The sequence below is a fragment of the Arthrobacter mangrovi genome, assembly GCF_026011795.1.
Lineage (GTDB): Bacteria > Actinomycetota > Actinomycetes > Actinomycetales > Micrococcaceae > Crystallibacter > Crystallibacter mangrovi.
The window spans coordinates 24,423-39,714 of the sequence record NZ_BRVS01000024.1 but is presented as its reverse complement, the minus strand read 5'-3'; the positions used below and the strand labels follow the sequence as shown (position 1 = coordinate 39,714).

Below are 15,292 nucleotides of genomic sequence, written 5' to 3'. Positions count from 1 at the left end.
CGCATCAGAACATGGCACGACTGACCAAAGCACAGCGGGAATGGCGCCCGGACATGCCCAAGAAGCGGCGGTCCATCAAGGTGACCTTCTGCTCGATGGTGCTCACCCTCGAAGCCTTCGTGGTGTTCTTCGCCACCTTGGTGGCCTTCGGACTCCACAAGGACCGCTTCCCGCAGCCCGTGGTGCTGGGCGTGGGCCTCGCGCTCAGCCTGCTGCTGGTCCTCGACTGCGCCTTGCTGCGCCGGCCCGCCGGCTACGCCATCGGGTGGATCCTCCAGCTTGTCATCATCGCCACGGGCTTCGTGGAGCCGATGATGTTCATCGTCGGCCTGATGTTCGCCCTCTCGTGGTGGTACGGCGTCCGGACGGGCATCCGGCTGGACCGCGAGAACGCCGAACGCGACGCCGAGCAGGCCGAGTGGGAGCGGAACAACCCGCCGGCCCCGGAGCAAGGCGCCTGACCGGGGATCCGGGCCGTTCGCATAGGATGGACCGGGAAACTCTGCAGCCGCAGGCCAAGCGAATTGAGGAGAGCTACGTGAGCGTTGAGCGCACTTTGGTACTGGTAAAGCCCGACGGCGTTGCCCGGGGTCTGACCGGCACCATCCTGGCGAGGGTGGAGGCGAAGGGCTACAAGCTCGTCCAGCTGAAGCTGGTGGATGCTACCCGCGAACTGCTGGAGCGCCACTACGAAGAGCACGTGGGCAAGCCGTTCTACGAACCGCTGGTGGAATTCATGCTGAGCGGGCCGACCGCGGCGGCCGTGTTCGAGGGCAACCGCGTCATCGAAGGATTCCGGTCGCTGGCCGGAACCACCGAGCCGACCCTGGCCGCCCCCGGAACCATCCGCGGCGATTTCGGCCGCGACTGGGGCCTGAAGGTCCAGCAGAACCTGGTGCACGGCTCGGATTCCCCGGAGTCGGCCGAGCGTGAGATCGGCATCTGGTTCGGCTAGACCCGCCGGCCGCCGCAGCAAAAAGGCCGCCCGCATCCGAGTGATGCGGGCGGCCTTTCCGTTCAACAATAAGGGCAGTCAGCCGCCGAGGAAGGCGTTCATGAAGCGGATGAACACGCTCGCCGCCGTGGCAATCCAGAGCACAGCGGTAATCGTCCAGGCCCAGTCGCCGGCGAAGCGGACCACGGACTCCGGTGCTTTGATGACACCGTGCGCCAGGTTGCGCACCGTGACCATGACGAACATCGGAATCATCATGGCCCAGACGACCATGCAGTAGATGCACAGGATGAAAATGTCGAAGAGCGCCTGGCTCCAGAGCCAGACGACGAAGATGAAGCCCAGGGTGACGCCGGTCTGCAGGCCGATCCAGTACCATCGCCGGAACCTGGCGCCCGCGAGCATGGCCATCGCCGTCGTAATGGGCACCACGAAGGCCACGATGCCGATCAGCGGATTGGGAAATCCGAACAGCGCGGCCTGCCAGGTCTTGAAGACGGCGCCGCAGGAGACCCAGGGGCTGACGTCGCAGCTGGTGACGTAATCCGGACTGACGTACGTGGCTATGCGCTCGAGCACGAGGATCCCGGAGGCGATCCAGCCCACCGCACCGGTCACGAGGAGCAGCCAGGCGAACGGCTTATGCCGGGCAGGCGCCGCAACGCTCTCGTCCGCCGCGTGTGCGGACGGTATGACAGCGGTTCCAGTCCCGGACCGGTCAGGAATAGTGTTCACCGGAAGAAGTCCTTTTCCATCAGGGATGATGTTCGATTCTATCCACAGTAGAAGTGGCAAATAACAGCCAAACGGGCGCCTGTGTGAGAGAATGGCTCTTGGCTGGTAATGGAACCACATGCCACTACCGGTCCAGCGACAGGCTTCCAGGTTTGTCGGCGATGCTTCCGGTTAGCAAGGCCCATCATCCGGATGGGACCCGCGGAATCCGCCAGACAACCCTACCGATGAAGAGAATATACGCGGTAGTAGGAAAAGCGCCGCTGGTCCCCGGGTGTGCTGCGCTCCCTAGATGGCGCGAGCCCGGGCGATATAACAATGACTTCCGGTGACGGGCGGCCGCAAGGCCCGAAGAATAACCGGCAAACCGCCCTTGGGGGCGCCGGAATGTGGCTGGCGCCAGAGGGGGCTGGAGTGCAGAGCTACAGATGGAAATTGAACAGCAGAACCCGGAAGCACAAGGCGACGCGGCCGTAGGGACGGGGATGGAGCCGGCCGCACCGCCGGCAAAGCGGGCGGTGCGGACCCGCCGGAAAGCCGCGGTGGAACTGGACCTGGCGGCGTCGTCAGAGGAACTGCCCCTGGAAACGCCGGCGCCCGCCCGGCCCCGCGTTCGCCGCACCCGCAAGCCGGCTGCCGCATCCGCCGGTGCCGAGGGCGCTGTAAGCGTTCCGCCGATGCCGGCCGAGCCGCCGGCCGTTGGAGAGGCGGACGCGCAGGGCGACGCCGTTCCGGCGCAGGGGCCGGAAGGCCTGGCGACCGAAACCGAGGCTCCCGCCAAGCCCAAGACGACCCGCCGGCGGAAAGCCGCGCCCAAGGCCGCAGCCCAGGCGGCCGAGACCCGCTTGGCCGAGGCTCCGGGGGGCCAGCCCGCGGCCAACGCCGCCGCCATAGAAGAAGCCGGCCTTGAAGGGGCCACTGTGGAGGAGGTCCCCTCTGTCCAGGCACCGGCTGCGGAGGAATCCGCTGCCGTCGAGCCGACTGCCGGGGCGGCCGCTGCGGAGGAACCCGCTGCCGTTGAGCCCGCCACCACCGAGCCCGCCGCTGCACCGGCGCGGACGCGCCGGACCCGCACGTCGACCCGGAAGAAGCCGGCGGCGAAAGCTGAGGAAGGCGCGGAAGTTTCCGAGCCGCCCGCTGCCGCCGCGGAGGCCGAGTCCGCCGGGTCCGCTCCCGCCGCGGTTGGCGAACCGGCTGTCGAGGCCGCCCCCGCCCGGCCGGCCCGGGCAGAGGCCGGGGATGCACCCCGGAACCAGGCATCCCCCGCCGCCGGCGCAGATGCCCAAGAGGAGACGGCTGAGGACGAGGCTGGCCAGGATGCGGCAGCGCCGCTGAACCCGTTCGCCGTGCCCGAGTCGCCGGTGTCTCTGCTGTTCCATGCGCCTGACCTGACCACGGTCCGCCCCGCCCGGCCCGCTGAAGAGCCCGAGCCGGCCGAAGCAGGCGACGAAGAGGAGGGCGGCCGCCGCCGAAGCCGGCGCAACCGGCGCTCGAAGAGCAAGACCCGCACCGAGGCTGTTGAAGAGACCGCCACGGAAGAAACGCCTGCCGCCACTGCGGAGGAAGCCGCGCCGGAAGCGGCGGACGGAGTGACCGCACGCCGCCGGCGCCGCCGCCGCCGCGGCGACCAGGACCTGGAGCTGACGGGCGGCCACGACGATGATCCGCCCAACACGGTCACGCGGGTCCGCGCGCCCCGGCCGGTCAGCGAAACCGCCCCGAGCAACCGCGTTTCTTCCGTCAAGGGCTCGACCCGGCTCGAGGCCAAAAAGCAGCGGCGCCGGGAGTCCCGGGAGTCGGGCCGCCGCCGCCAGGTCATCACCGAGGCCGAGTTCCTCGCCCGCCGGGAGTCCGTGGACCGGCAGATGGTGGTCCGCCAGCGCGATGACCGCATCCAGATTGCCGTCCTCGAGGACGGCGTCCTGGCCGAGCACTTCGTCTCCAAGACCCAGCAGGACTCGCTGATCGGCAACGTCTACCTGGGCAAGGTGCAGAACGTGCTGCCGAGCATGGAAGCCGCGTTCGTGGACATCGGCCGCGGCCGCAACGCCGTGCTCTACGCCGGCGAGGTCAACTGGGACGCTGCGCATCTGGACGGCCAGCCCCGCCGCATCGAGAATGCCCTCAAATCCGGCGACTCCGTGCTGGTGCAGGTCACCAAGGACCCCGTCGGCCACAAGGGCGCCCGGCTGACCAGCCAGATCTCCCTGCCCGGCAGGTTCCTGGTCTACGTGCCGGGCGGGTCGATGACCGGCATCTCGCGCAAGCTTCCGGATGTCGAGCGCAACCGGCTCAAGAAGATCCTCAAGGAGCACGTTCCCGAGGGTGCCGGCGTGATCGTGCGCACGGCCGCCGAAGGGGCCAGCGAAGAAGAGTTGATGAACGACATCAACCGCCTGCGCGCCCAGTGGGAAGGCATCGACGGCAGGGCCAAGTCGAACAAGACGCTGCCCCCCGAAATGCTCTACGCCGAGCCCGACCTCACCATCAAGGTCGTGCGCGATGTGTTCAACGAAGACTTCTCCAAGCTCATCGTCTCCGGCGAGGAAGCCTGGGACACCATCGAGGCGTACGTGACCTACGTGGCGCCGGACCTGGTGGACCGCCTGGAGAAGTGGAGCGCGGACGAGGACATCTTCGCGGCCAACCGGATCGACGAACAGATCCACAAGGCGCTTGAGCGCAAGGTCTTCCTGCCCTCCGGCGGCTCCCTGGTGATCGACCGGACCGAGGCCATGACCGTGGTGGACGTCAACACCGGCAAGTTCACCGGCTCGGGCGGCAACCTCGAAGAAACCGTCACCAAGAACAACCTCGAGGCGGCGGAGGAAGTCGTCCGGCAGCTGCGCCTGCGTGACATCGGCGGCATCATCGTCATCGACTTCATCGACATGGTGCTCGAGGCCAACCGCGACCTGGTCCTGCGGCGGCTCGTCGAGTGCCTCGGCCGTGACCGGACCAAGCACCAGGTGGCCGAGGTGACCTCCCTGGGCCTCGTGCAGATGACGCGCAAGCGCATGGGCACCGGACTGCTGGAGGTGTTCGGCGAAAACTGCGAGCACTGCGGCGGCAGGGGCGTCGTGACCCACGACGAGCCGATCGAGCACCGCCGGGCGGCAGTCGCCGCGGAGCACCATCAGCACCATGTGCGCGCGGAGAAGGCGCCGCGCCCGGAGCGGCAGTCGCGCAGCGAGAAGCGCCGTAACCGCGGCCAAGGCAACCAGGAAGCGGGCCAGGCGGCGCAGGCCGCCCATGAGGCGCCGCAGCCGGACGACGCGGAGCGCCAGGCCAAGGCCCAGGCCACCAGGGCCGCGCTGGCGAATATTGCCGCCGCAGCCCAGGCCGCGCATGAGGCCGAGGACCATGCCCACGAGCTGGCCGAGGCGGGCGCGGCCCCGTCCGCACCGGTCCTGAAGATCAACGGCGAGGAAGTGGCGCTGCCGCGGGCCGAGCACAGCCCGGCCGCCGCCAGCGAAAAGCCGGCCCTGACGCTCGAGAACCTGACCGAGGCCTTCGACCGTGTCAGCCCCGAGGTCAAGGCGGAGAAGCCCGCTCCGGCCGAAGCCCGGCCGGGCACCGCGCCGGAGCCGTCCACAGCGGGTGCCGAACCCGCCGCCGAACCAGTGCAGCCGGCACCTGTGCAAGCGGCACCGGTCGCGGCGCCGACCCAGGCGGAACCGGCTCCGGCACCGACCCAGGCGGCACCGGCTCCCGCACCGGCGGGCCGGCGCCGGCGCCATCGAGCCGCCGTCCGGCCGCAGGGAGCAGCCAACGCCGAACCCGTCCAGCAGCTTCCGGAAGCCCCGGCGCCCGCGGCTGCCGACGGGGCCGCCGCGGCCTCGCGCAGGGTGTCGGTCTCCGCACAAGCGGCCAAGCCGGCCCGGCCGGAGAAGAAGGCCGCCGAGCCTATGATCCTTGGTGTGGGAGTCCCCGCGTCCGAACTCTGATCGCGGCAGCCATGACGCCGCCGGGTGCCTGTTGCTAGGCACCCGGCGGCGTTTTGCTATGCTGGCGTCAGTGACACGGGGTGCCGGCAACGCCGGCTGAGATGGATACCCGTTGAACCTGAACCAGTTAGGACTGGCGGAGGGATTGTCACACGGCTCCACCGGCGTTGCCTCTGTGTTTCGCGTGTTCCGCCGCGCTGCCGTGCAATATTCGCTCCGCCTCTGATCGATGGAGCCAGCAGTGGAAACCCGCAGCATCCCCAGGGTATTGAGCATCGCCGGAACCGACCCGACAGGTGGCGCCGGCGTCCAGGCGGACCTGAAGAGCATCGCGGCCAACGGCGGGTACGGCATGGCCGCCGTCACGGCGCTGGTCGCACAGAACACCCGGGGCGTGCGCAGCGTGCACACGCCGCCCGCGTCGTTCCTCTCGGAGCAGCTGGCGGCGGTCAGCGAGGACGTCGAAATCGACGCCGTGAAGATAGGCATGCTTGGCTCGGCGGACATTATCGGTGCGGTCAGGGAGTGGCTCGCGGAAACCGCGCCCGCCGTCGTCGTTATTGATCCTGTGATGGTGGCGACCAGCGGCGACCGGCTGCTGGAACCGGCCGCGGAGGAATCCCTGCGCCTGTTGCTGCGGCACGCCCATCTAGTGACTCCCAACCTTCCGGAACTCGGGGTGCTCCTCAACGAGCCGATGGCCGAAGACTGGGATGCTGCGCTGGCCCAGGGCCGCAGCCTCTCGCGCCGCTACGGGACCATCGTGCTGGTGAAGGGCGGGCATCTGCCCGGCGGCGACTGCCCCGACGCGCTGGTGGACGTGCACGGCCGCCTCGCGGAGGACGTCGTGGAATTCCGCTCATCGCGCGTGGCCACGGCCAACACGCACGGCACCGGCTGCTCCCTCTCTTCGGCGATGGCGACGGTGCAGGCACGGACCGCTGACTGGACCGAGTCGCTGAAACAGGTGAAGGAGTGGCTCTTCGGCGCGCTGGTCCGCGCCGATGAACTGGAAGTCGGGCTGGGCAACGGGCCAATCCACCACTTCCACCACCACACCCCGCGGCCGCCCGCCGCCTTCAGCGCCGAGTGCTGGGAAGACATCGCCGGTCTGCGCGAGGGCATTTTCGACCTTGGCTTCATCCGCGAGCTTGGCGACGGATCGCTGCCGGAGTCCGACTTCGGCTACTACCTCGCACAGGACGCGCTCTATCTGTCGGGGTACTCGCGTGCGCTGGCGCTGGCCAGCAGCCTGGCGCCGACGGCGGGGGAGCAGCTGTTCTGGGCGAAGGGCGCCCGCGAATGCATCGAGGTGGAGGCGCAGCTGCACCGGGAGTGGCTCAGCGACCGCGAGGTGTCCTGCGGACTCGGGCCGGTGACCAAGCAGTATGTCGACCATCTGTTGGCGACCGGCGCTTCCGGCGGCTACGCCGAGCTCGTTGCGGCCGTCATTCCGTGCTACTGGCTGTATGCGCATGTCGGTGGGGAGCTCCATGGCGCCTACCGTGCATCGGGTGCGGCCGGGCATCCGTACGGCGCCTGGCTGGAAACCTACGCGGACCAGGGGTTCGCGGAGGCGACGCGGCAGGCGGTCGGTATCATGGACGATGTGGCCGCCCGTTCAACCGAGGACGTGCGGCAGCGGATGCTTGAGGCGTTCCGCGAGTCCTCGCGCTATGAACTCCGGTTCTTCGACGCACCGCGGCTGTATGCCGGCGGGACGCCCGCCTGAGCAGGGGCGCAGGCGCCGGGATCCGCCACGCCGGACCGGCCGGTATTTGCGGGTTTGAGCGGATATAGCGTAATCTAGATCTTCGGTGCAAACGCCTTCGAAGGGATTATCCCGTTGGCGTGTCTGCACAGCGCTGGCGTGGAGCTAATCAAGCCCGCAGAAGAGCGCGTAAAGGTATCAAACGTCGAGAGAAGTGAGTTCCCAAGTGGTGTACGCGATTGTCCGCGCAGGCGGCCGCCAAGAAAAGGTTTCCGTAGGAGACCTCGTGACCCTTGACCGCGTCCCCGGTGGAGCCGGCAGCACCTTCGAGCTGCCTGCACTGCTCCTGGTCGATGGCGACAAGGTCACCTCCGCAGCTGACGAACTGGCCAAGGTCAAGGTCACTGCCGAGATCGTTGAGAATCTTCGCGGCCCGAAGATTGTCATCCAGAAGTTCAAGAACAAGACCGGCTACAAGAAGCGCCAGGGCTTCCGTTCCGAACTGACCAAGGTCAAGGTCACCTCCATCGCTTAATTGCGGTCGGCAGGCTTCCAGCAGTTTCCAGAGACACAAAGGTAGGCATAGCAAATGGCACATAAGAAAGGTGCGAGCTCCACTCGCAACGGTCGCGATTCCAACGCTCAGCGTCTGGGCGTGAAGCGCTTCGGTGGCCAGGTGGTCTCCGCTGGTGAGATCATCGTTCGCCAGCGCGGCACCCACTTCCACCCGGGCGCGAACGTAGGACGCGGTGGCGACGACACCCTGTTCGCCCTGGAGGCCGGAGCCGTTGAATTCGGCACCCGCCGCGGACGCCGTGTGGTCAACATCGTCGCTGCTGCAGCCGCCGAGTAGTTTTCGGCTGTAGACAGCTTTCCAGTGAGGCGGGCCGGCAGGTCCGCCTCACTGGTATTTAACCCGACTAGAATCACCCATGGACCGTCCATGCGCGACAGGTCCGCCGCACGCAAGAGGAGTTGAACGTGGCAACTTTCGTTGACCGGGTTGTACTGCACGTATCCGGTGGGGACGGCGGCCATGGCTGCGTTTCCGTAAGACGCGAAAAGTTCAAGCCACTGGGCGGTCCCGACGGCGGCAACGGCGGCAACGGCGGCGACGTCATCCTCCGGGTCGACTCCCAGACCACCACCCTGCTGTCCTACCACCATGCGCCGCACCGCCACGCCAGCAACGGCGACTTCGGCAAGGGCGACATGCGCCACGGCAGCAACGGGGAAACCCTCGTCCTGCCCGTTCCGGACGGTACCGTCGTCAAGACGAAGGACGGCAAAGTTTTGGCCGACCTGGTCGGCGAAGGAGCCGAGTACGTCGTGGCCGCGGGCGGCCAGGGCGGCCTGGGCAATGCGGCGCTGTCCTCGCAGAAGCGCAAGGCGCCGGGTTTCGCGCTCCTCGGAGTTCCCGGGGACGAGCGGGACGTGCTGCTGGAGCTGAAGACCATCGCCGACGTCGCACTGGTCGGCTATCCCTCAGCGGGCAAGTCGAGCCTGATCGCGGCCCTGAGCGCGGCCCGGCCCAAGATTGCCGACTACCCGTTCACCACCCTGGTGCCCAACCTCGGCGTCGTGCAGGCGGGCGATGTCCGCTTCACGATCGCGGACGTCCCCGGACTGATCCCCGGCGCCAGCGAAGGGCGGGGCCTGGGCCACGAGTTCCTCCGGCATGTGGAACGCTGCGCGGCCCTGGTGCATGTGCTGGACTGCGCCAGCCTGGAGTCGGACCGGGACCCGATCACCGACCTGGAGGTGATCGAGGCGGAGCTGGGCGCCTACGCCGTCGACATGAGCTACGCGGGCAGCGAGGGTGTGGTGCCGCTGAACGAACGGCCGCGGCTCGTCGCCCTCAACAAGGTGGACGTCCCGGACGGGCGGGACATGGCGGAATTCGTGCGGCCGGAACTGGAGCGCCGCGGCTACCGCGTGTTCGAGATCTCCGCGGTCAGCCACGAAGGCCTGCGCCAGCTGAGCTTCGCCATGGCCGAGATCGTTTCCGCCGCCCGCACCAACGCGGCCTCCGCCCCCGCTCCGGCGAGGGTCGTGCTGCGCCCGAAGGCGGTCAACGAGGCCGGCTTCACCATCCGCAAGGAAGAGAAGAACCTCGAGCCGCTCTACCGCGTCCTGGGGGAGAAGCCCGAGCGCTGGGTGAAGCAGACGGACTTCAACAACGACGAGGCCGTCGGTTACCTTTCCGACCGGCTGGCGAAGCTCGGGGTCGAAGACCAGCTGTTCAAGGCCGGCGCCGTGCCCGGCTCGACGGTCGTGATCGGCGAGGACGACGCCGTGGTCTTCGACTGGGAGCCGACCATGATGGGCGGCGCGGAGCTGCTCGCCGGCACCCCGCGCGGCACGGATCTGCGCCTCGCGGACTTCAGCAGCCGGCCCACCCGGAGCCAGAAGCGCCAGGAACAGCAGGACCGCAAGGATGCCAAGGCCGCCGCCCGCGCCGAGCTCGAAGCGGAGCGCAAGGCCGGCCTCTGGACCGAATCGGCCAACTACAAGGGGGCCGCTTCGGAAGACGGCGATGACCAGTAGGCATCCCGCGGCGGACCGGTCCATGCTGCGGACCGCGCGCCGCCTGGTCGTCAAGGTCGGGTCGTCCTCGCTGACTTCCGTGGCCGGCGGCATCGCGGAAGACGCGCTGCTGGACCTGGTGGAGGTGCTGGCCGCCCGGCGCAACAGGGGCACGGAGCTGATCCTGGTGTCCTCGGGGGCGATCGCGGCGGGGCTGGCCCCGCTGGGCCTCGCCCGCCGCCCGCGGGACCTGGCCACCCAGCAGGCCGCCGCCAGCGTCGGCCAGGGCCTGCTGATGGCCCGCTACACGCAGGCCTTCGGCGCCCACGGCGTCGCCGTGAGCCAGGTGCTGCTGACGGCCGAGGACCTGATGCGCCGCCAGCAGTACGCTAATGCATACCGTGCGCTGAACCGCCTGCTGCACCTCGGCGTCGTGCCCATTGTCAACGAAAACGACACGGTGGCAACGCACGAAATCCGCTTCGGGGACAACGACCGGCTGGCCGCCCTCGTCGCGCATCTGGTCAAGGCTGAGGCGCTCGTGCTGCTCTCCGATGTCGACGCGCTCTACGATGGCCCGCCCAAGGCCGGTGCCAAGCGGATCCCGCAGGTCAGCGGCGCGGAGGACCTCGAGGGCGTTAGCATCGGGAGCACGGGCAAGGCAGGGGTCGGAACCGGTGGCATGGTCACCAAGGTCGAGGCCGCCACCATCGCCGCCGAATCCGGAATTCCTGCGCTGGTCACCTCGACCCCGAACGCCGCGGAGGCGCTGGAAGGGAACGACGTCGGCACCTGGTTCAGCGTCAACGGTTCCCGCCGGCCGGTCCGGCTTTTGTGGCTGGCGCACCTGGCCACCGTGCAGGGGCGCCTGACCCTTGATGACGGCGCCGTGCAGGCAGTGCGCGAACGCCACCGATCGCTGCTGCCCGCCGGGATCACCACGGTCAAGGGCACCTTCGAACCCGGCGACCCGGTGGAACTGGCGGATCTCGAGGGCCGCATCGTCGCGCGCGGCCTCGTCAACTTCTCCTCCTACGAACTGCCGCGCATGCTAGGGCGTTCCACGAAGGAACTCGGCGCGAGCCTGGGCCGGCAGTACGAGCGCGAGGTCGTGCATGTTGACGACCTGGTGGTCCTGTGACGCGTCCGTAACGCTGGACGGCGCGCCGCTCCGCACCGGCTAAAATCGCAGTATGACCCAGACAGCTCCCTCCCAGGCAACTTCCGGTGACGAGCAGGCCGCTGCCGAGCGGCCGGATGCCGTGACGGCCGTCCGGGCCATCGCGGACCGGGCGCGGACCGCTTCGCGCCGCATGGCCAGGGCCAACCGGTCCTGGAAGGACAAGGCCCTGCTGGAGATCGCCGACTCGCTGCTGGCGAAGCGGGACCTGATCCTGCGGGCCAACCGCCTGGATGTCGAAGCCGGGCGCGAAAACGGCACCAGCGCCGCGTTGCTGGACCGGCTCAGTCTCTCGGCCGACCGCATCGGTTCGCTCGCCGACGCGCTGAAGAACCTCGCGGGACAGCCGGACCCGGTGGGCACGGTCATGCGCGGCCAGACCCTGCCGAACGGCCTGCGCCTGCGCCAGGTCCACGTGCCGATGGGCGTGGTGGCCGCCATCTACGAGGCCCGGCCGAACGTCACCGTGGACATCGCCGGCCTGGCGCTCAAGAGCGGCAATGCCGTGGTCCTGCGCGGCGGCAGCGCGGCGGCACAGACCAACGTTGCGCTGATCGGAGTCATCCGGGATGCCCTGGACCGTGTCGGCCTCCCGGCCGACGCCGTGCAGAGCGTCGACGAGTACGGCCGGGAGGGCGCCAACGCACTGATGCAGGCCCGCGGCCGGATCGACGTCCTGATTCCCCGCGGCGGCCGCGACCTGATCCAGACCGTGGTCAACAACGCCAAGGTCCCCGTCATCGAGACGGGCGAGGGCAACGTCCACATCTTCCTCGACGAGTCGGCCAACACCGAGATGGCCATCGACATCCTGCTCAACGCCAAGACCCAGCGGCCCTCTGTGTGCAACACCGTGGAGACCCTGCTGCTGCATTCCAATGCCCACGCGGCCGCCGAGGTCCTGCGCGCGCTGTCGGAGGCCGGAGTCCGGCTGCACACGGACCAGCGCGCCGCCGAGCTGCTGCCCGAGGGCGCGGTCGCCACGCCCGCCACCGACGAGGACTGGGCGCAGGAGTACATGGACCTCGACCTGGCGGTCGGCGTTGTCGATTCGATGGACGAGGCCCTGGAGCACATCCGGCACTGGACCACCGGCCACACCGAGGCGATCATCACCAACGACCTGGCCAACGCCGAGCGGTTCATCGCCGAGATCGATTCCGCCGCCGTGATCGTCAACGCCTCGACGCGCTTCACCGACGGAGGCGAGCTGGGGCTGGGGGCCGAAGTGGGCATCTCCACGCAGAAGATGCACGCCCGCGGCCCGATGGGGCTGCGCGAACTGACCACCACCAAGTGGATCGTCCAGGGCGAAGGCCAGGTCCGCGGCTGACCGGATGGCCGCAGCCCGGCGGCCCGCCGATGCGGGCTTGCCGCCGCTCACCGCGTAGGATTAGACAGAAGCAGACCCGCGCCGCGTAATGGCGCTCGACGCACTCTGAAGAGGGAGAACAATGCTGACTCAGGTATACAGCGCCGCACTGGCGGCAGCCGAACCGCATGTTGAACTGCCGGTTCCGGCCGAGGCAATCGGGGGAGGCATCTTCGTGGTCTTCCTCGTCCTGATGTTCGCCACGATGGCGTTCACCAGCGTCGGCCACCGGCACCCCGCGGTCGAGGAACACGTCGACCCGCACCGCCAGCATCCGAACAAGCACGACCACGGCCAGGCCCGCCACTAGCATGCCCTTCGCGTCACCCGCGGATGCGGCCTCCCGCTCCGCGGGGGACACCGGCCGGCGCGTCCGGCTCGGAGTGATGGGCGGGACCTTCGATCCGATCCACCACGGCCACCTCGTGGCCGCGAGCGAGGTCGCCGCCGTCTTCGACCTGGACGAAGTGGTTTTCGTGCCGACCGGCCAGCCGTGGCAGAAGTCGTCCCGGGACGTCTCGCCGGCCGAGCACCGCTACCTCATGACGGTGATCGCCACCGCATCGAACCCGCGGTTCACGGTCAGCCGCGTGGACATCGACCGTCCCGGCCTGACCTACACCATCGACACCCTGCGCGACCTGCGGGCCGCCCGGCCGGACGCCGAGTTGTTCTTCATTACCGGCGCGGATGCCATGGCGCAGATCCTGTCCTGGAAGGACATCGATGAGCTGTGGTCGCTGGCGCACTTTGTCGGCGTGACCCGGCCGGGCCATGTCCTCCACGACCTCGGTCGCAAGGATGTGAGCCTGCTGGAGGTGCCGGCAATGGCCATCTCCTCCACGGATTGCCGTGACCGCGTCGCCGAAGACCAGCCCGTCTGGTACCTGGTGCCGGACGGCGTAGTACAGTACATAGCCAAGTACGGCCTGTACCGCTCCGCACTCCCGGGAGCAACAGAATCACAGAACTAGCCGCAGACGAGACCACATGGGTGATTAGCAGAGCATGAGCAAGGAATCGCAGCAGCCTCGCAGCCGGAGGGAACTTCGGCTGCAGCGCAGCGAAGCCGCCGACCATCCCGAGGACCGGGAACTCACCGCGACGGAGGCCGCAGCACCGGAGGTTCCTGCCGGTGCACCGGACGCGCCCACCCGGGATCCCGAGGCGGGAAAGCAGCGCCCCGCCGAACGCTCCTCGCAGGCACGGGCCCGCGACCGCGAAGCACACCAAGCCTTGAAGGCACTGACCGAAGCGCTGCCGAAGATTCCCGCTCCCCAGGAACAGCAGAACCCGCCGACCCGCCGGCAGCTGAGGCTGCAGCAACTGGAGCGGGAACGCGGTGCCCAGGGCGCCGGCAAGCCGCCGGCCAAGCCGGCTGGCGGTCCTCCCGTTCCAGATGCTAACGACGGCGCCGCGTCCGGTAACAAGGGTGGCGGTACCTCGGGCGAGGCAGACGGCGGGATGACGGTTGACGCCGGCTACCGTCCCCAGCATCCGCCCGTGGAGGGCGGGCGGCGCGACCGCCGCCAGCGCGAGCAGCCCATGCAGCCGGACGGCACCGCGGCGACGGCCGCCGTTCCGGAGCTTCCCCCTGCCGCAGCCCAGGCAGTCGAGGCGGGGGAGATGTCCGTCGAACAGGCGCTGGCCGCCCGGGAACTCTTGATTGGCCAGGCCAGGAACATGGCGAATGTGCTGGCCACGCAGCAGCAGGACCCCCGCAAGGTGGACCTGGAGGTGCTGGCGCAGCAGAAGGCCCTCGCCGAACGCGCCGCCGTACTCAACCGGCGCGCCGCCGACAAGCAGCGATTGAGCGCCGAGGCCCGCCAGCAACGCACCACCGCCACGGGGCAGCCCCCGGTCAAGGACCTGGCTTCGGCTCCGATGGAATTCGTGCGCATGCCCGGGGGCGAGAAGCACGTCCTGCGTCCCTCGACCACCTCGCACGTGCCGATTGTGGCGGACCGGCTGCAGAAGGCCCGCCCCGCCGGCCGCCCGGAGAAGGTCACGGGGCCGGCTACGCCGCTGCCTGCTGCCCGGACCAAGGCGGCGGCGGGAGCGGCGCCGGCGCCCGCCCGTCCTGCTGATCCGGGCAAGACGGCAACGCCCGCACCGCCCCGGAAGGACACCCTGTCCGCGGCGCAGCAGAACAAGCCGGCGGCCAAGCCCGCGCCCCGCAAGCCCGTGGCGCCGGAACCGGCCGGGCCAGCACCGCGGTCGCGGCTGCTGGCCCACGCCGAAAACGTTGCAGACAACAAGATCCAGCCGCTGCGCGCAACCAACGCGCACGGGCTGGACCCGCTCGACGCACGAACGGCAGGACTGGGGCAGGCCAACCGCATGCGGATTGCCGTCATAGCCGCCCTTGCCCTGGGTGCCTTGGCCTTCATCGCCGGCATCACCATGATGATCATCAGCTTCAGCGGCTAGACCGCACTAACCAAGGGGACCTCAGTGACCGCTTCCGAAAATTCCATCTCCATCGCCCGCGCAGCAGCCCGTGCGGCCTCGGACAAGATCGCCAAGGATATCGTGGCGATCGACGTCAGCGAACGGCTGGCCATCACCGACGTTTTCCTGATCGCGTCGGCGCCCAGCGAGCGGCAGGTCAACGCCATCGTCGACGGTGTCGAGGAGGCCCTGCACAAGATGGACCTGCGCCCCGTCCGCCGCGAGGGCCGTTCCGAGGGCCGCTGGGTCCTGCTCGACTACGCCGAGGTCGTGATCCACGTCCAGCACGAGGAGGACCGCGTGTTCTACGCCCTCGAGCGCCTGTGGAAGGACTGCCCGAGCATCGACCTGCAGCTGGAAGCGCAGCCTGCGCCGGCGGACTCGGAGTAGCCTGGAGCCGGGGACGGATGCTCCG

14 protein-coding genes and 1 riboswitch are annotated in these 15,292 nt (G+C 69.0%); of the genes, 13 read left to right on the top strand and 1 reads right to left on the bottom strand.

Annotated elements, in window-relative coordinates:
* Positions 1-11 precede the first annotated feature (11 nt).
* A complete protein-coding gene (locus AHIS1636_RS16505; protein ID WP_264796930.1) occupies positions 12-461 on the top strand; it encodes a DUF4233 domain-containing protein in 450 nt (149 codons plus the stop codon).
* 77 nt (positions 462-538) lie between these two features.
* Positions 539-955: a nucleoside-diphosphate kinase gene (gene ndk / locus AHIS1636_RS16500; protein WP_264796929.1), complete on the top strand. Its 417-nt coding sequence runs from the start codon at positions 539-541 to the stop codon at positions 953-955.
* A 78-nt stretch (positions 956-1,033) separates the two neighbouring features.
* Here the strand turns inward: ndk and AHIS1636_RS16495 are convergent, their stop codons facing one another.
* Positions 1,034-1,648 (bottom strand): vitamin K epoxide reductase family protein, encoded by a 615-nt coding sequence (locus AHIS1636_RS16495; RefSeq protein WP_264796955.1) that lies wholly within the window; start codon positions 1,646-1,648, stop codon positions 1,034-1,036.
* A 470-nt stretch (positions 1,649-2,118) separates the two neighbouring features.
* Here AHIS1636_RS16495 and AHIS1636_RS16490 point away from each other — a divergent pair, with 470 nt between their 5' ends.
* From AHIS1636_RS16490 to rsfS, 11 genes are all read left to right on the top strand, one after another.
* Positions 2,119-5,637 carry an Rne/Rng family ribonuclease gene (locus tag AHIS1636_RS16490; protein ID WP_264796928.1) on the top strand — a complete coding sequence of 1,173 codons (3,519 nt, stop codon included), beginning with the start codon at positions 2,119-2,121 and terminating at the stop codon, positions 5,635-5,637.
* Positions 5,638-5,703: 66 nt separating this feature from the next.
* Positions 5,704-5,800, top strand: a riboswitch (TPP riboswitch).
* Positions 5,801-5,866: 66 nt separating this feature from the next.
* Positions 5,867-7,369: a bifunctional hydroxymethylpyrimidine kinase/phosphomethylpyrimidine kinase gene (gene thiD, locus AHIS1636_RS16485; RefSeq protein WP_373875867.1), complete on the top strand. Its 1,503-nt coding sequence runs from the start codon at positions 5,867-5,869 to the stop codon at positions 7,367-7,369.
* Between the two features lie 205 nt (positions 7,370-7,574).
* A complete protein-coding gene (gene rplU / locus AHIS1636_RS16480) occupies positions 7,575-7,883 on the top strand; it encodes a 50S ribosomal protein L21 (RefSeq protein WP_264796954.1) in 309 nt (102 codons plus the stop codon).
* Positions 7,884-7,937: 54 nt separating this feature from the next.
* Complete coding sequence (gene rpmA / locus AHIS1636_RS16475) at positions 7,938-8,201, top strand: 50S ribosomal protein L27 (RefSeq protein ID WP_074702156.1); 264 nt, start codon at positions 7,938-7,940, stop codon at positions 8,199-8,201.
* A gap of 128 nt (positions 8,202-8,329) precedes the next feature.
* A complete protein-coding gene (obgE, locus tag AHIS1636_RS16470; protein WP_264796926.1) occupies positions 8,330-9,895 on the top strand; it encodes a GTPase ObgE in 1,566 nt (521 codons plus the stop codon).
* Complete coding sequence (gene proB, locus AHIS1636_RS16465; protein WP_264796925.1) at positions 9,885-11,015, top strand: glutamate 5-kinase; 1,131 nt, start codon at positions 9,885-9,887, stop codon at positions 11,013-11,015. Before obgE ends, proB begins: the two co-directional genes overlap by 11 nt.
* 52 nt (positions 11,016-11,067) lie before the next feature.
* Positions 11,068-12,387: a glutamate-5-semialdehyde dehydrogenase gene (locus AHIS1636_RS16460; RefSeq protein ID WP_264796924.1), complete on the top strand. Its 1,320-nt coding sequence runs from the start codon at positions 11,068-11,070 to the stop codon at positions 12,385-12,387.
* A gap of 121 nt (positions 12,388-12,508) precedes the next feature.
* Entirely contained in the window at positions 12,509-12,736 is a 228-nt protein-coding gene (locus AHIS1636_RS16455) for a hypothetical protein (RefSeq protein ID WP_264796923.1), read from the top strand.
* A gap of 1 nt (position 12,737) precedes the next feature.
* Positions 12,738-13,400 (top strand): nicotinate-nucleotide adenylyltransferase, encoded by a 663-nt coding sequence (nadD, locus tag AHIS1636_RS16450; RefSeq protein ID WP_264796922.1) that lies wholly within the window; start codon positions 12,738-12,740, stop codon positions 13,398-13,400.
* Between the two features lie 34 nt (positions 13,401-13,434).
* Positions 13,435-14,856 (top strand): hypothetical protein, encoded by a 1,422-nt coding sequence (locus AHIS1636_RS16445; protein ID WP_264796921.1) that lies wholly within the window; start codon positions 13,435-13,437, stop codon positions 14,854-14,856.
* Between the two features lie 24 nt (positions 14,857-14,880).
* Entirely contained in the window at positions 14,881-15,267 is a 387-nt protein-coding gene (rsfS, locus tag AHIS1636_RS16440; protein ID WP_264796920.1) for a ribosome silencing factor, read from the top strand.
* The last annotated feature ends 25 nt before the right edge of the window (positions 15,268-15,292 follow it).